Below are 18,444 nucleotides of genomic sequence, written 5' to 3'. Positions count from 1 at the left end.
GAAATCAGCTTTCGTCGACGGTTTCCGCGCCGGGGCCGTTTTTCTTGATCGATTCGATGGCGTTCTTCGCGCTGGCCTTCGAGCTGTAGCCTTCGGTCCAGAACATCGTTTCGGAATTGTACATGAAATAGGCGACGTATTCGCCCTTCTTGTTTTGTTTGATCTTGAAGTGGTGAGCCATTTGGTTGCGTCTCCCGTCTCTCTCTTCGGATTGGACGGCCGGTACATTAACAAATGAGAACTTCTTGGCTACCCCCGTCTCGCGGGCGAATAGAGCGAAGCGTCGAGACTTGCCGTCATGGCATCGCGCTCAAGTCCCAGCAGCAATTGTGAAGTCAGCCGCGCGGCAGCGGGCGCAGTCTGGATGCCGTAGCCGCCCTGCCCGGCGAACCAGGCAAAGCCTTCGCATTGACCGTCGAAGCCATAGACCGGGCAACGGTCGGGCGCGAAGCTGCGCAAGCCCGCCCACTTTCGCTCCACTGCCACGATTTTCCAGTCGACCACCTTTTCGAGCCGATCGATGGCTTCGGCAACGGCCAGCTCCTCCGGGGCCGCATCGCAGGGATCGCTCGGCTCCTCGTCATGCGGACTGAGCCAGAGACGCCCGGACTCGGGTTTGAAATAGAAGCTCCCTTCCATGTCGAGCACGAGCGGAAGGTCGCTGGGAGGCGCAGGTTCGACGCGCAATTGCACGACCGTCCGGCGCAGCGGCTGGATGCCCATCGGCTTGGCTCCTGCAATTGCCGCAACCTCGTCCGCCCACGCCCCGGCCGCATTGATGAGCACCTTTGCGCGAAACTGCTCCCCAGCCTCGGTCTGCAAGGTCCAGGTCCCGCCGCGTCGCTCTGCGTTGCCCAGCCGCGCCCGGCACACGAGGTCGACGCCATTCCTCTTCGCCATCGAAAGATAATGCGCGTGGAGGCCGGCCACATCGATGTCGGCGCAGGCAGGTTCCCAAATGGCGCCTGACCAACCGGAACGGATCCCTTCGATCTGCCGCTCGAGACCCGCTCGACCCAGCCTTTCGATGGTGACACCAGTTTCGCCAAAGGTGTCCATGAACTCATCGAGTCCGCTCTCTTCCCCCTCACGCGCGATGTAGAGTGCGCCGCGCGCCGAGAGGAACCCGTGTTCCTTGAGGTAGGGTCCCGAAGCAAGCGTCAGGGGGACGATTTCCGGCCCGCCGTAACACTCCTCCCAGAATGCCGCTGATCGCCCGGTCGAATGATATCCTGGGCGATCCTCTGCCTCCATCACGAGCACGCGTGCACCATGCCCCGAAAGTTCGGCAGCTAGGCTGGCCCCGGCAATCCCGGCACCGACAATGGCAAAGTCGTAGGTGGTCACGTCGTTCGCGGTGCCACCCGGTCGAGGAATTCGGCGATCCCGTCCATGGCGCGGTCACGGACCGGATCGACCTCGCGCAGGATCTCGTGATGCGCCTCGGGCCCGAAGGCAATCAGCTCTCCATGCGGCAGGCGTCCGGCAGCGCGGGCGGCAGCCTCGTGGCTGACGAGCTTGTCGGCGGAAGTGGAGACGATGAGGATCGGCGTGTCGATACCTTCGAGCGCGCCCTTCGCTTCGATCGCGCGGCTCGATGCGTAGGCGCGCTCGACCCAGCCCCAGCTACCCGGCCCCATGACCAGCTCTGGCCGTTTCTCGCGCCACCAAAGCTCGTCGGCATAACGTTCCCCGTCATGGCTCAGGAGGTCGCGTCGCCGCGCAGGAATCTCGCCCGGCTTTTCGCTCCATTTCCACGCCGGACGGGTGGGCTTGCCGATTCGCGTCATCAGCTTCGCCACCGTGTGAAGCACCGGCAGCGGCAGCGGCGGACCAGCCATGCCGAGCATCGGTGCGATCATGATCACCGCGTCAGGATCGACCGCATGGGCCATCAGCGCGCGCATGACGACATGGCCGCCCATCGAATGCGCCGCGAGAATATGCGGGGCAGGCGTCGATGCCTTCCACTCGGCCCACAGCGAACGCAGGTCGTCGACCCAATCCGCGAAATCGCCGATATGCCCGGTAACCTCATCGTCGCCCAGGCGACCCGATCCTGCCTGCCCACGCCAGTCGGATGCCGTCACCCGCCAACCGACGCGGTGCCATTGTTCGAGCGTTTCGAGATACTTTTCGTAGAAATCACCGCGACCTGGCAGGAACAGGATCGATCCGCGCGGCGGATTGTTGGCTTGCCAGTCGATGCGCCGGATGGATTGACCGCCGGGCGCGGCCCAGGTGCTCTCCACCGCGTCGGCCGGTATCGCGCGACGATCTATCGCTGGGCTGGGTGAACGATCCAAGGCTGTCTGCGCTCCGCTATGGTTACTTTTTGGTAAGCCCTGTCCTGTAGCACCCTGCGGTGAAAGACCTTCAGGGGGCATCATGGCCGGTTTCGATTTCACCTACGTATTGCTCGGCGGATTGGCAATCGCGCTGCTCATCGCAGCGTTCACCGATCTAAAGAGCCGCCAGATCGGCAACCAGCTTAACGCGGCCATCGCGATCGGTGCGCCGCTCTGGTGGTGGGACAGCGGCATGGCCCTTTGGCCCGACGTCGCACTCCAGGTAGGTTTCGCCTTCGCCATATTCGCCCTGTGCTGCATCCTCTTCGCACTGCGCCAGATGGGTGGCGGTGACGTCAAGCTGCTCACCGCGCTCGCGCTGTGGATCGCGCCCTATTCGTTTCTCAAGCTCGTGGTGATCATGGCCGTCGTCGGCGGCCTGCTCACGATCGGTTTCGGTGCCGTGCACATCATGCGCCGCCGCCGTGACCGGATCGCCATTCCATACGGCCTCGCAATCGCCGTCGCAGGACTGTGGGTCCTCGGCACCGAACCGCTGGTTGCCGGCTCTGCCGCGATCGCACTGGGCTGAAAACCCGATCTTAACCAATTCGACCGTAGAGGTTGAAACCATACTTGCCCGCAACAGGATTTCACGGCGGGCCATACGAGGGGGCTAGACAGCCATGGACAGGAAGAAGCTGGTTCTGCTGGTGGGTGCGCTGATCGTCGCGATCGGTACCGCACTTATCGCACGGAGCATGTTTGCAGGCGCATCGGCACCGCAGGCCGAGGCCGCGCAGGTCGAGCCGCAGGGGCCCAAGGTCCTCGTCGCGCAGCGTGCGCTGCCGGTGGGCACTATCATCACCGCCGACGCCATCGGCTTCCAGCTGTGGCCGGAAGAACTGGTGCAGGATGCCTACTTCCTCGATGGCGAGGCCGACATGACCAAGCTTCTCGGCACGGTCGTCCGCTTCCCGATCACGGCTGGTGAACCCGTTACCCAGGGCGCCCTCGTCGCTCCTGGTGATCGCGGCTTCCTTGCTGCTGCCCTTACTCCGGGCATGCGCGCCATCACGGTTCCCGTTTCGGCCCAGTCGGGTGTTGCCGGCTTCGTCTTCCCGGGCGACCGCGTCGACATGGTCCTGACCCAGACGGTCAACGGCACCGACGGCGGTACGGCGCTGAAAGCGTCCGAAACCATCATTCGTAACCTTCGTGTGCTCGCGACCGACCAGTCGACTGTGCAGGAAAAGGCCGAAGACGGCTCCACCGTCGTCAAGCCTTTCCGCGCCGTCACGCTCGAAGTGACCCCGGTCATCGCCGAGAAGATCGCCGTCGCGCAGACCATCGGTACGCTCAGCCTCTCGCTGCGCTCGCTCGCCGACAACCAGTCGGAACTCGAGCGCGCCATCGCGGCAGGCGACGTGAACATCCCGGACAACGCCACGCCCGAAGAAGAAGAGAAGCTGCTGCGCGAAGCAATGGCTCGCCCCGATGACGGCAAGAGCACCTATGTGACCGGCGGTGACGTGTCGCGCTTCCAGCGCCGCAGCATGCCTTCGCAGGCTGCACCGCGCTCCGGCGGCGGCGGCGGCGACTTCAACCCGGCCGACCTCTTCAAGCGCCAGGGCAGCTCGCACCGCGGTCCGGTCGTCCGTGTGACCCGTGGCAAGGAAACGGAAGCTGTTCCGATCGGCGCCAACGGCAACGCAACCGCCAACGCAACCGAACCTTCGGTTTTCGAACAGATGCTCTCCTCGGCCATGAAGGCCCAGGGTCAGGGCATGCAGAATGCCGCCAACACCGTTCCCGCCGCAGGCGCCACGGTGACGCGGTGAGCCGGGTCTTGGACACAGGAAGCCATTCAGGGGGCAATTCCATGAAACGTCGTCTTTCCACCAAACTGCTGCTCGCCAGCCTGGCTATCGCGCCGCTGGCAGCCATCCCGGCGAATGTCGCAACCGCCCAATCGGTCTCGCGTCCTTCCACGGAAATCGTCCTCTCGATCGGCAAGGGTGAACTCGTCACCGTGCCGGGCACGATGGCCGACGTCTTCATCGCCGACGAAACGGTCGCCGATGTGCAGGTCAAGTCGCAGCGCCAGCTCTACGTAATGGGCAAGGGCGGCGGCGAGACCACGGTCTACGCCAGCAACGCTGCCGGCGACGTCGTGTGGTCGGCCAACGTCCGCGTCGGTTCGAACATCGGCAGCATCGACCAGATGCTGGCGCTGGCGATGCCGGAAGCGAAGGTGAACGTGGCCACCATGGGCACCAACACCGTGCTGCTCACCGGCACCGTGGCGGCCCCTGAAGATGCCGCCGAGGCACAGCGCCTCGTCGAAGCCTTCGTTGGCGAGGACACCAACGTCATCAGCCGCCTGCGCATGGCGACGCCGCTGCAGGTCAACCTGCAGGTGCGCTTTGCCGAGGTTAGCCGCTCGCTCGTTCGCGACATCCAGGGCAACCTGACCACGCGCGACCAGTCCAACGGCTTCGTCTTCGGCGCTCAGAGCGGCCGGGCGGGCAACATCGTCGGCGCCCAGCCGACCGATAACACCGTGCCGCTCGATCCCTGCGCCGTGTACGACTTCGGCTGCGTCAGCGAGACGCGCCCCTACGACTACATCAACCAGCGCTTCGTGACACCGCGGACGACTTTCGAGCCGATTCGTGGTTCTCGCAACGGCCTGCTTTCGCTGGGCGGCAAGCTGCTCGGCCTCGACCTTCTTGCCACGCTCAACCTGGGCGAGCAGATCGGCCTCGTCACCACCCTGTCGGAACCGAACCTGACCGCCCTTTCGGGTGAAACGGCCGAATTCCTCGCAGGCGGCGAGTTCCCGATCCCGCAGAGCCAGGGCCTCGGCACGACCTCGGTCGAGTACAAGAATTACGGTGTCAGCCTGACCTACACGCCGACCGTGCTGGCCAACGGCCGCATCTCGATCCGCGTGCGTCCGGAAGTCTCCGAGCTCTCGAGCCGCGGTGCGGTCACGCTCAACGGCTTCCAGATCCCGGCACTGACGACCCGTCGTGCAGAAACGACCATCGAACTCGGCTCTGGCCAGAGCTTCATGATCGCGGGCCTGATGCAGAACAACTCGCAGAACCTCCTGGAGAAGACCCCGGGCCTCGGCGATGTTCCGATCATCGGCAACCTGTTCCGTTCGAAGAGCTACCAGAAGGGTGAAACCGAACTGGTGATCGTGGTTACGCCGTACCTGGTGAAGCCGATCAACGCCAACGACGTGGTCCTGCCGACCGATGGCTTCAAGGCTCCCAACGAGATCCAGAGCATCATCGGATACATGGAGAACGCCGGCAAGGACGGCGCACACCGTCCGGTGCCGACCATGCAGGAAAGCGCGCAGCCGGCCACTCCCGGCATCTCGCAGGCCCAGCCGGCGGGTGAAACCAAGGCGGCAGCCGCTCCGGTCCAGTCGCGTCGTGCAGAAGCCGACGCGGATGCCAAGCCCGGCTTCAGCTTCAAGTGATCGAGAAGGAACAGAACATGCGTAACGATCTGACCCGCAAGACGGCAGTCGCCCTCGCCCTCTCGCTTTCGCTCGGCCTTGGCGCCTGCGGCGGGATGCCCGAAAACCGCTCGCTTTATTCGACGAAGCAGCCGGTGGTCGAACGGACCAACTACACCTTCGACGTCGCTACCAGCGGCGACAGCCTGCCGGTGTCCGAACAGCGCCGTCTCGACGGCTGGTTCGAAACGATGGACCTGCGCTACGGCGACCGCATCGCGATCGACGATCCGACGAACAGCCCCGGGGTCAAGGCCACCGTGGCCAGCCTCGCCGGTCGCTACGGCATCATCGTTGCCGATGGCGCTCCGCCGACCGAAGGCTATGTCAATCCGGGCCAGGTCCGCGTGGTCATCTCGCGCACCACGGCCAGCGTTCCGGGCTGCCCGGACTGGTCGGCCAAGAGCGACATCAACTACAACAACGGCACCTACCCCAACTACGGTTGCGCGGTGAACTCGAACATGGCGGCCATGGTCGCCAACCCCGAGGACCTCGTGCGCGGCCAGCAGGGTAGCGGCGAGACCGTAATCCTCAGCTCCAACAAAGCCATCGACAGCTACCGCGAAAAGCCCGCCACGGGCAGCCAGGGCCTGTCGAAGGTGTCCTCCACCGAAGGGAATTGATGTCATGAGCGCTTCGTTGAAAACATCCATGCCCGGCAATCGTGACGCATTCGCCGCGTATCTCTGCGACGAGGCCGCGCTCGATGTCCTGCGTCCGGTGGTGATCGAACTCGGCTGGCAGCCGGAAAAGTGCAACAAGGGCGGTCTGCGTAATGCGGTCCAGTCGCTGTCGGTGTCGGCCAGCCCGAACATCCTGATGGTCGACCTGTCGGAAAGCGGCGATCCGCTGAACGACATCAACGCCCTCGCCGAAGTTTGTGAACCCGGCACGGTGGTGATCGCCTGTGGCCAGGTTAACGACGTGCGCCTCTATCGCGACCTGCTCGCCAGCGGCATTCACGACTACCTGCTCAAGCCGCTGTCGGCGAGCATGCTGCGCGATTCGCTCAACAATGCGCAGGCGGTCTTTGCCGCTCCGCGCCTGAGCGACGAGGAAATGGCCAAGCGCCATATCTCGACCGCCATCATCGGCACCCGCGGTGGCGTTGGCGCATCGACGCTGGCGACCTCGATCGCGTGGAACTTCTCGACCGAGCGCAAGCTGTCGACTGCCCTGCTCGACCTCGACGTCCACTTCGGGACCGGCGCCTTGGCGCTCGACCTCGAACCGGGTCGCGGCCTGACCGACGCGATCGACAATCCGAGCCGCATCGACGGGCTGTTCATCGAACGCGCCATGATCCGTGCGAACGACAACCTCGCGATCCTGTCGGCAGAAGCGCCGATTAACCAGCCGCTGATGACCGATGGTTCGGCCTTCATGCAGCTGCAGGACGAATTCCGTCACGCTTTCGAGATGACGGTTGTCGACATGCCGCGCAACATGATGATCAACTTCCCTCACCTCCTCAACGAGGTGAACGTGGCAGTGCTCACGACCGAAATGTCGCTTGCCTCGGCACGCGATTCGATCCGCATCCTGTCCTGGCTCAAGACCAACGCCCCGCATGCGGTGCCGATCATCGTCGCCAACAAGGTGCAGCCGGGCGTCGCCGAAATCAGCAAAGCCGATTTCGAAGCCTCGATCGAACGCAAGATCGATATCGTCATTCCCTTCGACCAGAAGGCGGCAGCCAATGCCGCCAAGCTGGGCAAGACCTTCGTCGAGGCGAACGGCGGCTCCAAGGCCGCTGCCGCGATGAAGCAGCTTGCTGCGCGCATCGTCGGCATCGGCGGTGACGGAGCGGAGGAAGGCGAAGCCTCCGCCGCGAAAAAGTCGCTCCTCGGCGGCATCGACCTCAAAGGCCTGATGCCGAAGAAGAAGGACAAGGCGGTCTTCGCCGAAGCCGCGGAATAAACCGACTAACCGGCGGGCGCTGCCCGATGGGGCGCCCGCCGGACCACCGAATTCGACTTACGGAGTGTGGGCATGGACATCATTCAGGTAGTACTGCTGGCGGTGGGCGTCCTCGCGCTGCTCGCGATCGGCTACACCCTGGTGGCTGGTCCCGACGCGGGCAAGGCCGGCCAACGCCGCCTGCAGCAGTTGCGCTACCGCCACTCCGAAAGCACTGACGCCAAGGTCGAATCCCAGCTGAAGAAGGCAATCGCAGCGCGCAAACCCAAGCGCTACAAGGTTGCCGGCTCGGGCTCGCGCGTGGATGCGCTTGCCGTTCGGCTTGACCGTACGGGGAAGAACTGGACGCTGAGCCAGTATGCCTACACGTCTGTCGGCATCGGCCTCGGCGTGGCCATCCTCCTGTTCCTGCGGTCGGGTTCCTTCGCCCTTTCGCTCGGCCTCGGCACACTTGCCGGCGCTGGCCTGCCGCACTTCATCGTGAACCGGCAGATCAAGAAGCGCACGGCGCAGTTCAACACCAAATTCCCCGATGCCATCGAGCTACTCGTTCGCGGCCTTCGTTCGGGTCTGCCGGTTACCGAGACGCTTTCGGTCGTGGCGCAGGAACTTCCCGGACCCGTGGGCCAGGAGTTCAAGGGCATCGTCGAGCGCATCAAGATCGGCAAGACCATGGAGGATTCGCTCCAGGACACCGCCGACCGCCTGGGCATCCCTGAATTCAACTTCTTCTGCATCACGCTCGCGATCCAGCGCGAAACCGGCGGTAACCTCGCCGAGACGCTGTCGAACCTCGCCGACGTGCTGCGCAAGCGCGCCCAGATGAAGCTCAAGATCCGTGCCATGAGCTCGGAATCAAAGGCCTCGGCCTACATCGTCGGCTCGCTGCCCTTCATCGTCTTCACGCTGATCTGGTGGATCAATCCCACCTACATTGGCGGGTTCTTCGAAGACGACCGCCTCATCGTGACCGGCCTTGGCGGCCTCGTCTGGATGTCGATCGGCGGCTTCATCATGGCCAAGATGGTCAGTTTCGAAATCTGAGCAGGGAAGAGAAAGACCCATGGACCCCTCCACCGGCCCCAAGCTTCTCGGCTTCGACGTCATCCTCGTCGGCTCGATCCTGGCAGGGATCGCCGCCGTCGCGGTGCTCGTCGCGATCTATTCGGCCGTCACCATCAAGGACCCGATGGCAAAGCGTGTTAAAGCGCTCGAAGGTCGTCGCGAAGAGCTCAAGTCGGGCCTCGTGACTTCGAGCGCGAAGAAGCGCCAGAGCCTCGTCCGCAAGACCGACACGACGGAAAAGATCAAGGACACCCTGGGCAACATGAAAGTGTTGCAGCAGAGCCAGGTCGACATCGTCCAGCAGAAGCTCGCCTGGGCGGGCATCCGCAACAAGGAACTGGCGGTCCTCATCATTGGTCTGCGCATGATCCTGCCGATCGTGCTCGGCGGTACCGCATTCGTCCTGCTCTACCTCGTCGAGATCTATCCCGACTGGCAGATGAAGCGCGTCATGGCTCTCGCTGCTGCCCTGTTCGCAGGGTACAAGGGGCCGGAAATCTACCTGTCGAACATCGCCAAGAAGCGGTCTGATGCCATTCGCAAGGGCCTTCCCGACGCGCTCGACCTCCTGGTCATCTGCGCCGAGGCTGGCCTGACCGTAGACGCCGCCTTCAACCGCGTCGCCAAGGAACTCGGCCGCGCCTATCCGGAACTGGGCGACGAATTTGCCCTGACCGCGATCGAGCTGTCGTTCCTCAACGAACGTAAGAAAGCCTTCGACAACCTCGCCTATCGCGTGAATCTCGAAGCGGTGAAGGGCGTGGTCACGACCATGATCCAAACCGAACGCTATGGTACTCCGCTTGCATCTGCTCTCCGTGTGCTCTCGGCAGAGTTCCGTAACGAACGTATGATGCGCGCCGAGGAAAAGGCCGCGCGCCTGCCCGCGATCATGACCGTGCCGCTGATCATGTTCATCCTGCCGGTGCTGTTCATCGTCATTCTCGGCCCGGCGGCCTGTTCGATCGCCGACGCCTTCAGTGGCGGCATCGGATAACCGAATAACCCTGAGAAGAAGACGGGAAGCGAGAGAGCCTGGTCGACCTAGTCGGCCAGGCTTTCCGCATCGAAGTCGCCCGCGTTTTCTCGTACGCGGACAAGCATGTCGCGCAGGCTCGCCTGTTCGGCGGGTGACAGGACGGCGAAGAGCTCTTCCTCGATCTTGACCGCCAGCGGCATGATGCCCGCGTGCACTGCCCTGCCCTCGGTCGTAAGTTCGAGGAGGTGCGAGCGTCCGTCCGAGGCGTTCGGCGATCGCTGGATCAGGCCGCGATCTTCCAGACGCTTGCATGCGCGATTGACCGGCACCTTGTCCATCAAGGTCAGCTGCGACATCTCGCGCTGAGTCAATGCGCCGGCATCACCCAGAACCGCCATGATCCGCCATTCGGTTGTCTTGAGCGCAAAGCGCTTGCGATACTGCTCGGCAATGCGGGTAGAGACTGCGTTCGACGCGACCGAAAGCTGGTAGGGCAGGAAATCGGCAAGGCGCTGGGCGGGCTGGCGTTTCGACATGACGCCAACCTTAGGAATCGCGCCGCGCTTGGCAAGTCAGTTGCGCCTGTAACCGTCACAAGCGCAACTATTGCCCTGCCCTCATTCGTAGCCGGGTTCGTCCCACCAGGGATAGAAGTCGGGCATGTTCTTGCTGACCGTGTCGGGATAGGCCGGGGCACGCTTTTCGAGGAAGCTGGCAATGCCTTCTTTCGCATCGTTGCTGCGGCTGAGGCGGTAGATCGCGCGACTGTCGACGCGATGGCCTTCCATCGGATGCCCGCCACCGCCGATGCGCCAGAGCATGGCGCGGGTCATGGCTACGGAAACCGCCGAGGTGTTGTCGGCAATCTCGCGGGCAATGCCGCGGGCGACATCAAGGAGTTCGCCCTGCGGATGGACCGAGCGGACGAGACCGCGCTCCTTGGCTTCCTGCGCGTCGAAGATCCTGCCCGTCATGCACCATTCGAGCGCGGTCTGCATGCCGACGAGGCGGGGCAAGAACCAGCTCGATGCAGCTTCGGGGGTAATCCCCCGGCGCGCGAATACGAAGCCGAAGCGGGCATTGTCGGAAGCCAGGCGGATGTCGAAAGGCAGCTGCATCGTTATGCCGACGCCCACGGCCACGCCGTTGCAGGCGCCGATCAGCGGCTTCTTCGAATTGAACAGGCGAAGCGTCAGTCGCCCACCTCCGTCGCGCACGCGCTCGTCGGAAAGGCTTTCGACCGGGTTCGGGTCGGAAAACACATGACCGCCGCCCTCGGGGGTCAGGTCGGCACCGGCGCAGAAAGCCCGGTCACCCGCCCCGGTGACGATGACCGCACGCACGCTGTCGTCGGCATCGGTCACGTCCATGGCATCGATCATCTCGTCCATCATCACGCGGGTGAACGCGTTCATCTTCTCCGGCCGGTGAAGCGTTAGCGTGGCGATGCCATCGGCGATATCGAGCTTGATCTGCTTGTATTCGGTCATGTCTCTCTCCCAAACGAAAAGGGCGGCTCAGATGGCCGCCCTTCCCTTGATCGTTTCGCTTAGCGCGGGGCCATCCTGATGGCCCCGTCGAGGCGGACGTCCTCGCCGTTGAAATAGCCGGTCTCGATCATGCACATGGCGAGCTTGGCGTATTCGGTCGGGATGCCGAGGCGCTTGGGGAACGGCACGGATGCGGCCAGTGCGTCGCGCACGTTCTGCGGCGCGGCGGCGAGCAGCGGGGTGTCGAAGATGCCCGGCAGGATAGTGTTGACGCGGATGCCTTCGTTCATCAGGTCGCGCGCGATCGGCAGGGTCATGCCGATGACGCCCGCCTTCGATGCCGAGTACGCGGCCTGGCCGATCTGGCCGTCCTCGCCCGCGACCGAGGCGGTATTGACGATCGCACCGCGCTCGCCGTTCTCATCGAGCGGGTCGAGCGTCAGCATACCGGCAGCCGACTTGGCGATGCAGCGGAAGGTGCCGATGAGGTTCACCTGGATCACGAAATCGAAGGCGCTGATCGGGAAATGCTTGATCGAGCCGTCTTCCTTCGAACGGCTGGCAGTCTTGATCGCGTTACCGATACCCGCACAGTTGACCAGAATACGCTCCTGCCCGTGGGCGGCGCGGGCCTTGGCGAAGGCTGCATCGACTTCCTCGTCGCTGGTCACATTGACCTTGCAGAAGACGCCTCCGAGTTCGGCTGCGAGCGCCTCGCCCTTCTCTTCGTTCATGTCGAAGATGGCGACCTTGGCACCCTTGGCGGCAAGGGCGCGGGCAGTTGCCGCGCCAAGGCCGGAGGCGCCGCCGGTGACGACGGCGGGAGTGTTTGCACTGACTTCCATGGAATTATCCTCTCAGGATTTGGGGGTTCTTACATTGCCTCGATGATGGTGACATTGGCGACGCCGCCGCCTTCGCACATCGTCTGCAGGCCATATTTCTTGCCGCGCGCGCGGAGCGCGTGGACGAGCGTTGCCATCAGTTTGGTGCCGCTCGCGCCGAGCGGGTGGCCCAGCGCGATCGCGCCTCCGTTGACGTTGAGCTTGTCCGGATCTGCGCCCGTGTGCTTGAGCCAGGCGAGCGGCACCGGGGCGAAGGCCTCGTTGACCTCGTAAAGGTCGATGTCCGAGATGTTCATGCCCGCACGCTGCAACGCGCGATCGGTGGCGAACAGCGGCTCTTCCAGCATGATCACGGGGTCACCGGCGGTGACAGTGAGGTTGTGGATGCGCGCCAGCGGGGTGAGACCGTATTCCTTCAGCGCCTTCTCGCTGACGACCAGCACGGCGCTCGAACCATCGCAGATCTGGCTGCTGGTTGCGGCAGTGATGGTGCCCTCGGGATTGAGCAGCTTCACGCTCGAGATGCTCTCGAGAGTGGCATCGAAGCGGATGCCTTCATCGACCGTATGCATCTCGGTGCCTTCCGGCGTCTCGATCTGCACCGGCACGATTTCATCGGTAAAGGCGCCCGACTTGGTTGCCTCGATCGCCTTGAGATGGCTCGACAGCGCAAAGCGGTCGAGGTCGTCCTTGGTGAAGCCGTGCTTCTTGACAATCATCTCGGCACCCATGAACTGCGACCACTGGATGCCGGGGTATTTTTCCTCAAGGCCGGGCGACTTGTAGTTACCCAGACCCTCTTTCATGTGGAACATGGCGGTCGAACCCATCGGCACGCGGCTCATGCTCTCGACGCCGGCGGCAATAACCACGTCCTGGGTGCCCGACATGACTGCCTGCGCAGCGAACTGGATCGCCTGCTGGCTGGAACCGCACTGGCGATCGATGGTGACAGCAGGTACGCCTTCGCCGAGGGTCTTGGAGGCGAGAACCGCATTGCGTCCGACCTGCATGGCCTGCTCGCCGCCTTGGCTGACGCAGCCCATCACCACGTCGTCGACGGCCTTGGCTTCGAGCCCGCTGCGCTCCATCACCGCATCGAGCGACTTGGCGGCGAGGTCCACCGGATGGACACCAGCAAGGCGGCCGCCGCGGCGCCCCCCGGCCGTACGAACGGCTTCGACGATATAGGCGTTGGGCATGGGGGCTCTCCTCACAGGTTTCGATTTGCCACTGGCGTATTTGACGTTGACGTTAAGGTCAAGCGGACCTTGCACTGGATACGCTCAAGCGCCGCTAGGCTGCCGGCAGCTGCGCCCGTTGTTGCATTTTTCCGACCGGGACAGGGGTTTGACATGGTTAAGGTGACAAAAATGACGGAATTCCGTGGGCCGCGGCCATGTTGCAAGCAAGACACATGGCGTGCCGCAATTAACAATTGCAATCACTTTGGCATTGCGGAGAGCCCTCCCGAGCCTCCATCGTGTACGACAGCTTGAGTAGGCGTGCGCGTGCGCGCGTCTCCTTGGCTTGAATAAGATGAGAGAACCCGCCCCGCGGGTCTTTATAGGGGATTGATATCTCATGAAGAATTCCACCATTTTCAAGGTGAGTGCGGCTCCGCTTGCACTTAGCCTTGCCCTGGCGAGCGCCCCGGCGTTTGCACAGGACGCAGACGACGACGCCGGCGTTCAGCCGGCTGAAAGCGTCGACGGGGACGAGCTTGGCACTTCTGCCAACACCATCCTGGTTACCGGTTCGCGCATCAAGCAGCCGAACCTCGAATCGGCCACTCCGGTTACCGTCGTCGGTTCCGAAGAGTTCGCCCAGACCGGTACCACCCGCGTCGAAGACCTCATCAACTCGCTGCCGCAGGTGTTCGCCGGACAGGGCGCCAACATCTCGAACGGCGCATCGGGTACTGCCACGCTGAACCTTCGCGGTCTCGGCTCGGAGCGTAACCTGGTTCTCGTCAACGGCCGCCGCCTCGTCCCGGGTGACCCGGGCACTTCGGCTGCCGACATCAACGTGATCCCGGCTGCCCTGATCGAACGCGTCGACGTGCTGACCGGTGGTGCTTCGTCGGTGTACGGTGCCGACGCCGTTTCGGGCGTCGTCAACTTCGTGATGGATACCGATTTCGAAGGCTTCAAGCTCGACACGCAGTACTCGGTCTACCAGCACAACAACCGTGCCGGTGCCGACATCACCAACGCTCTCGACGCACGCAACTTCGGCTATCCGAAGGGCATGTCGACCAACGGCGGCACCTTCGATGCCACGCTGGCTTTCGGCACGAGCTTCGATGACGGTCGTGGCCACGCCACTGCCTATGTCGGTTACCGCAAGATCAAGGCTGTGAACCAGTCGTCGCGCGACTACTCGGCTTGCGCCCTTTCGGCCCGCACCAACGCCCAGGTCGCTGGCGGTGCAACGCTCTACACCTGTGGTGGTTCGGCAACCTCGCCGACCGGCACCGTGTTCTACTATGACGACTTCGACAACCTGACCGATACGGACGGTGACGGCATCTATGATTCGTTCACCTCGACGATCGGCCAGTTCGGTCCGAACCGTACCCTCCTGCCGGGCTTCACTGCCTACAACTACGCCCCGCTGAACTACTATCAGCGTCCGGACGAACGTTACACGGCAGGCGTCTTCGCCGACTACGAAATCAGCTCGGCGCTGCACCCCTACATGGAGTTCATGTTCATGGACGACCGTACGGTCGCCCAGATCGCTCCGTCGGGTAACTTCTTCGTCACCACTTCGATCAACTGTAACAACCCGCTGCTCGGCGCGAGCCAGCTGGCAGGTCTGTGCGATGACGAAAACCTCCTGGTCAGCAACGACCCGGCCCGCGCTTTTGACGTCGTCGGCAACTCGCCGATCCTCGACGCCAATGGCGACCCGACCGGCACCTTCGCTGCACCGTTCGACTTCGTTGATCCGGTTACCGGCACCACCTACAACCGTGGTTTCGCCCAGATCGGCCGTCGTAACGTCGAAGGCGGCCCGCGTCGCGACGACCTCCAGCACACCAGCTACCGCGCCGTGCTGGGTACCCGTGGTGACCTGAGCCCGGCCTGGTCGTACGATGCATACTACCAGTATGGTCGTACCAACTTCGCCGAAACCTACACCAACGACCTTTCGGTGACGCGTATCACCCGCGCACTCGACGTTGTGACCGACGCCAATGGCAACGCGGTCTGCCGTTCGGTGCTCGACGGTACCGATCCGAACTGCGTACCCTGGGACATCTTCAACCCGGGCACTCCGCCGAGCGCGGCAGCGACCAACTATCTGTCGACCCCGGGCTTCCAGCGCGGTGTTGTCAGCGAGCAGATCCTGTCGGGTTACGTCTCGGGCGCTCTGGGTGAATACGGTATCCAGACTCCGTGGGCCTCGGAAGGTGTCGGCATCGTTCTCGGTGCGGAATACCGCAAGGAGAAGCTGGAATTCATGTCGGACATCGCGTTCCAGACCGGCGACCTCGCTGGCCAGGGCGCCCCGACGCTTCCGGTTTCGGGCTCGTTCAACGTGAAGGAATTCTTCACTGAAATTCGTCTGCCGATCGTCCAGGACACCTGGCTGCACGAATTCACGTTGACCGGTGGTTACCGTTATTCGGACTACAGCACCGGTGCCAAGACCGACACCTACAAGATCGAGGGTGAACTTGCCCCGACCGCAGACATCCGTCTGCGTGGCGGTTACAACCGTGCGGTGCGTGCGCCGACGGTGCAGGATCTCTTCGCTCCGCAGCGTGTTGCTCTTGACGGTTCGACCGACCTTTGCGCCGGTTTCACCATCACCGCAGCTGACACGGGCTGTCTTGCCCAGGGTCTTTCGGTCGGCCAGTTCGTCGCTCCGAACCCTGCCAACCAGTACAACGGCCTGATCGGCGGTAACCCGGACCTGCTTCCGGAAGTCGCTGACACCTACACCGTTGGTGTGGTTCTGACCCCGACGTTCCTGCCGGGCTTCAGCGCCAGCGTCGACTACTTCAAGATCAAGGTTGAAGGTGCCATCCAGGGCATCGGCGCCGACATCATCATGGAGCAGTGCACCGACACCGCAGACGCTTTCTTCTGCGGCCTGATCAACCGTGACGCATCGGGTTCGATCTGGCGTACGTCGAACGGCTACATCGAGGATCTTTCGCAGAACATCGGCCGCCTGAAGACCTCGGGTATCGACGTTCTGGCCTCGTACAACCGTCAGATCGGTGACCTTGGTCGACTGAACTTCAGCTTCGTTGGTACGTGGCTTGAAGAACTCAGCTCGAACCCGGGTGTCCCGGGCGTCGAAGACATCGACTGCGTCGGCCTCGCCGGCAACGTTTGCGGAACCCCGAACCCCGAGTGGCGCCACCAGGCCCGCGTTGGCTTCGACTTCGCCAACGGCATCGGTGCTTCGGTTCGCTGGCGTTACTTCGACGCCGTCGACCTCGACGGTGGCCGTCCGGGTGCTTCGCACTTCGACGCGGTCAGCTACTTCGACCTGGCTCTGACCGCGGAAGTGGGCGACCACTACAACTTCCGCCTGGGTGCCAACAACATCCTCGACAAGACCCCGCCGGTGACCGGCTCGCAGGCTTGCCCTGCCGGCTCGTGTAACGGCAACGTCTTCGCGCAGGTGTACGACGCTCTTGGTCGCTACATCTACGCCGGTGTGACGCTTGAATTCTAAGCTTCACAGTCGCTAGAAAGGGAATGGCGGGCCTTCGGGTCCGCCATTTTCTTTTGTGGCTCCGGCCACGCCAGATTTTCCGGACTTTCGATCCCAGTGAACCGCAAAGAAGCCAGCCAGCGTATCGCCAGCTTTCCCCTAGGGGATCTGCAGGCCGCTTTTGCCTCGGGCATCGAGCTGCTTCGTTCCGGCCATGCTGAAATCCTCCTTCCCGCTGCGCTGAAGCTCGCTGGCAAATTTTCACGAGAAGCCCGTGCGCACCAATTGCTCGGTCTGGCCGCACGGACGGCCCAGGAGAGCGCGACAGCGGTCAGCGCATTCTCCACGGCGGCCCAAATCGCTCCTGGCGATGCGCTCATTGCCCATTCCCATGCGCGCGCCGCGCTCGAGGCGGGCCAGCCGGCCAGCGCCCTGTTCGAGCGTGCGATCGCCCTCGCCCCGCAGGACGGCACTGCGCGTCTTGGCCTTGCCGCAGCCTTGCTGCACGACGGCCGTGCGACAGACGCTGTCCAACTCCTCGACGCACTCCTTGCCGGCAATGCCGAGTGGATCGAGGGGCACCGTGACGCGGCGCATATCCGCGGCCAGCTGGGCGTCGATCCGTATGCCACGATTGCCGCAGCCATCCGCAGCAATCCCCGCTCGGTGGCGCTGCACAGCCTTCACGTTTCCACCCGCCTCGAGGCGCTCGACCTTGAAGGAGCTGCGCGAGCTCTTGATGACGCAAACAGGCTTGGGATTGTCAGCCCACAGCTCCACGCGCTGGCCGCGCATGTTTCCTCCGAGCTGGATCGGATCGAAGAAGCCGACAAGCTGTTTGCCGCCTTCGATCCGTCGCACTCGGTCGGTGATGCCTCGCTATATGCGCGGCACCTGTTACGGGCGGGCCGCGCCGAGCTGGTAACGCCCCTCCTCGAGCCCCTGCTTCCGCAGGACCATGACCACATGTTGTGGCCATACCAGTCTTTGGCATGGCGCCTGACGGGCGATGAGCGCTGGGACTGGCTTGAGGGGGAAGAGAATCTTGTCGGGATTTACGACATTGCCGATGAGATCGGCGACATCGCCGGGCTGGCCGAATACCTCCGCAAGCTGCACTTTGCCAAGGCACAACCGCTCGACCAGTCTGTGCGTGGTGGTACCCAGACCGATGGAAATCTCCTCCTGCGGACCGATCCGGTCATCCAGCACCTGCGCAAGGTCATACTGGAGACGGTCGCACGGCATGTCGCACAGCTGCCTGCGCCGCGCGAGGGCCATCCGACGTTTCTTGCCGAGCGTGACCCGCTCCGCGTGGCGGGCTCCTGGTCGGTGCGCTTGCGCGACGCCGGCTTCCATTCGGACCATGTGCACGGTCGCGGATGGATCAGCTCCGCGCTCTATATCCACCTGCCCGAAACCATGGCGGACACGACGCAGCCCGACCGGTCGAGCCATGCCGGATGGCTCTCGATCGGCGAGTGCCGCGATGTCCTGCCGGACCTCGATCCCGTACGGCTCATCGAGCCGGCAATAGGGCGACTGGTACTGTTTCCATCGACCATGTGGCATGGTACGCGCGCCTTTCCTTCGGGCGAGCGAATGACCGTGGCATTCGACATTGCGCGCCCGACACCCTGAC

General features: G+C 63.4%; 16 protein-coding genes. 9 read left to right on the top strand and 7 right to left on the bottom strand.

Features of this window, described 5'->3' with window-relative positions; genetic code table 11:
* Nucleotides 1-4: 4 nt before the first annotated feature.
* From RAM60_RS01885 to RAM60_RS01875, 3 genes are all read right to left on the bottom strand, one after another.
* Entirely contained in the window at nt 5-181 is a 177-nt protein-coding gene (locus RAM60_RS01885; RefSeq protein ID WP_200982644.1) for a YegP family protein, read from the bottom strand.
* Between the two features lie 68 nt (nt 182-249).
* Nucleotides 250-1,347 carry an NAD(P)/FAD-dependent oxidoreductase gene (locus RAM60_RS01880; RefSeq protein WP_369025814.1) on the bottom strand — a complete coding sequence of 366 codons (1,098 nt, stop codon included), beginning with the start codon at nt 1,345-1,347 and terminating at the stop codon, nt 250-252.
* Nucleotides 1,344-2,306, bottom strand: coding sequence for an alpha/beta hydrolase (locus tag RAM60_RS01875; protein ID WP_369025815.1), 963 nt, complete (start codon nt 2,304-2,306; stop codon nt 1,344-1,346). The genes RAM60_RS01880 and RAM60_RS01875 overlap by 4 nt, the downstream gene beginning before the upstream one ends.
* An 82-nt stretch (nt 2,307-2,388) precedes the next feature.
* On the opposite strand from RAM60_RS01875, the gene RAM60_RS01870 reads away from it, so the two are divergent.
* The 7 genes from RAM60_RS01870 (at nt 2,389) to RAM60_RS01840 (ending at nt 9,808) form a co-directional block, all read left to right on the top strand.
* On the top strand, nt 2,389-2,880 hold the full coding sequence (locus RAM60_RS01870) for an A24 family peptidase (protein WP_200982640.1): 492 nt from the start codon (nt 2,389-2,391) through the stop codon (nt 2,878-2,880).
* A gap of 94 nt (nt 2,881-2,974) precedes the next feature.
* A complete protein-coding gene (cpaB, locus tag RAM60_RS01865) occupies nt 2,975-4,129 on the top strand; it encodes a Flp pilus assembly protein CpaB (protein ID WP_200982638.1) in 1,155 nt (384 codons plus the stop codon).
* Between the two features lie 41 nt (nt 4,130-4,170).
* Complete coding sequence (locus RAM60_RS01860; RefSeq protein WP_369025816.1) at nt 4,171-5,784, top strand: type II and III secretion system protein family protein; 1,614 nt, start codon at nt 4,171-4,173, stop codon at nt 5,782-5,784.
* Between the two features lie 17 nt (nt 5,785-5,801).
* Nucleotides 5,802-6,449 carry a CpaD family pilus assembly protein gene (locus tag RAM60_RS01855; RefSeq protein WP_200982634.1) on the top strand — a complete coding sequence of 216 codons (648 nt, stop codon included), beginning with the start codon at nt 5,802-5,804 and terminating at the stop codon, nt 6,447-6,449.
* Between the two features lie 4 nt (nt 6,450-6,453).
* Nucleotides 6,454-7,746, top strand: a complete 1,293-nt coding sequence (locus RAM60_RS01850) for a CpaE/TadZ family protein (RefSeq protein ID WP_200982632.1) — start codon at nt 6,454-6,456, stop codon at nt 7,744-7,746.
* A 72-nt stretch (nt 7,747-7,818) separates the two neighbouring features.
* Nucleotides 7,819-8,790, top strand: a complete 972-nt coding sequence (locus tag RAM60_RS01845; RefSeq protein WP_200982630.1) for a type II secretion system F family protein — start codon at nt 7,819-7,821, stop codon at nt 8,788-8,790.
* Nucleotides 8,791-8,809: 19 nt separating this feature from the next.
* Nucleotides 8,810-9,808, top strand: coding sequence for a type II secretion system F family protein (locus tag RAM60_RS01840; protein ID WP_200982628.1), 999 nt, complete (start codon nt 8,810-8,812; stop codon nt 9,806-9,808).
* A 47-nt stretch (nt 9,809-9,855) separates the two neighbouring features.
* Here the strand turns inward: RAM60_RS01840 and RAM60_RS01835 are convergent, their stop codons facing one another.
* The 4 genes from RAM60_RS01835 to RAM60_RS01820 all read right to left on the bottom strand — a co-directional run bounded on the left by RAM60_RS01835 (nt 9,856) and on the right by RAM60_RS01820 (nt 13,327).
* A complete protein-coding gene (locus tag RAM60_RS01835) occupies nt 9,856-10,326 on the bottom strand; it encodes a MarR family winged helix-turn-helix transcriptional regulator (protein ID WP_369025817.1) in 471 nt (156 codons plus the stop codon).
* Between the two features lie 81 nt (nt 10,327-10,407).
* A complete protein-coding gene (locus tag RAM60_RS01830; protein WP_369025818.1) occupies nt 10,408-11,280 on the bottom strand; it encodes a crotonase/enoyl-CoA hydratase family protein in 873 nt (290 codons plus the stop codon).
* A gap of 59 nt (nt 11,281-11,339) precedes the next feature.
* Nucleotides 11,340-12,125 carry an SDR family NAD(P)-dependent oxidoreductase gene (locus RAM60_RS01825; protein WP_200982622.1) on the bottom strand — a complete coding sequence of 262 codons (786 nt, stop codon included), beginning with the start codon at nt 12,123-12,125 and terminating at the stop codon, nt 11,340-11,342.
* Nucleotides 12,126-12,154: 29 nt separating this feature from the next.
* Nucleotides 12,155-13,327, bottom strand: coding sequence for an acetyl-CoA C-acetyltransferase (locus tag RAM60_RS01820; RefSeq protein WP_369025819.1), 1,173 nt, complete (start codon nt 13,325-13,327; stop codon nt 12,155-12,157).
* A 382-nt stretch (nt 13,328-13,709) separates the two neighbouring features.
* On the opposite strand from RAM60_RS01820, the gene RAM60_RS01815 reads away from it, so the two are divergent.
* Nucleotides 13,710-16,823 carry a TonB-dependent receptor domain-containing protein gene (locus RAM60_RS01815; protein WP_369025820.1) on the top strand — a complete coding sequence of 1,038 codons (3,114 nt, stop codon included), beginning with the start codon at nt 13,710-13,712 and terminating at the stop codon, nt 16,821-16,823.
* Nucleotides 16,824-16,919: 96 nt separating this feature from the next.
* Nucleotides 16,920-18,443, top strand: a complete 1,524-nt coding sequence (locus tag RAM60_RS01810; protein WP_369025821.1) for a putative 2OG-Fe(II) oxygenase — start codon at nt 16,920-16,922, stop codon at nt 18,441-18,443.
* The last annotated feature ends 1 nt before the right edge of the window (nt 18,444 follow it).

Origin of the sequence: Qipengyuania sp. RANM35, from assembly GCF_041021145.2 — a bacterium.
Lineage (GTDB): Bacteria > Pseudomonadota > Alphaproteobacteria > Sphingomonadales > Sphingomonadaceae > Qipengyuania > Qipengyuania soli.
Note: the sequence above shows the minus strand (reverse complement) of the source record. Positions and strands in the feature narration are given on the sequence as shown.

Bases quoted from the DNA above. Each gene is read 5' to 3' on its own strand.
- RAM60_RS01850 (WP_200982632.1), top strand. From the start codon at position 6,454: ATGAGCGCTTCGTTGAAAACATCCATGCCCGGCAATCGTGACGCATTC.
- RAM60_RS01830 (WP_369025818.1), bottom strand. From the start codon at position 11,280: ATGACCGAATACAAGCAGATCAAGCTCGATATCGCCGATGGCATCGCC.
- RAM60_RS01815 (WP_369025820.1), top strand. From the start codon at position 13,710: ATGAAGAATTCCACCATTTTCAAGGTGAGTGCGGCTCCGCTTGCACTT.
- RAM60_RS01840 (WP_200982628.1), top strand. From the start codon at position 8,810: ATGGACCCCTCCACCGGCCCCAAGCTTCTCGGCTTCGACGTCATCCTC.
- RAM60_RS01855 (WP_200982634.1), top strand. From the start codon at position 5,802: ATGCGTAACGATCTGACCCGCAAGACGGCAGTCGCCCTCGCCCTCTCG.
- cpaB (WP_200982638.1), top strand. From the start codon at position 2,975: ATGGACAGGAAGAAGCTGGTTCTGCTGGTGGGTGCGCTGATCGTCGCG.
- RAM60_RS01825 (WP_200982622.1), bottom strand. From the start codon at position 12,125: ATGGAAGTCAGTGCAAACACTCCCGCCGTCGTCACCGGCGGCGCCTCC.
- RAM60_RS01845 (WP_200982630.1), top strand. From the start codon at position 7,819: ATGGACATCATTCAGGTAGTACTGCTGGCGGTGGGCGTCCTCGCGCTG.
- RAM60_RS01820 (WP_369025819.1), bottom strand. From the start codon at position 13,327: ATGCCCAACGCCTATATCGTCGAAGCCGTTCGTACGGCCGGGGGGCGC.
- RAM60_RS01835 (WP_369025817.1), bottom strand. From the start codon at position 10,326: ATGTCGAAACGCCAGCCCGCCCAGCGCCTTGCCGATTTCCTGCCCTAC.
- RAM60_RS01870 (WP_200982640.1), top strand. From the start codon at position 2,389: ATGGCCGGTTTCGATTTCACCTACGTATTGCTCGGCGGATTGGCAATC.
- RAM60_RS01860 (WP_369025816.1), top strand. From the start codon at position 4,171: ATGAAACGTCGTCTTTCCACCAAACTGCTGCTCGCCAGCCTGGCTATC.
- RAM60_RS01885 (WP_200982644.1), bottom strand. From the start codon at position 181: ATGGCTCACCACTTCAAGATCAAACAAAACAAGAAGGGCGAATACGTC.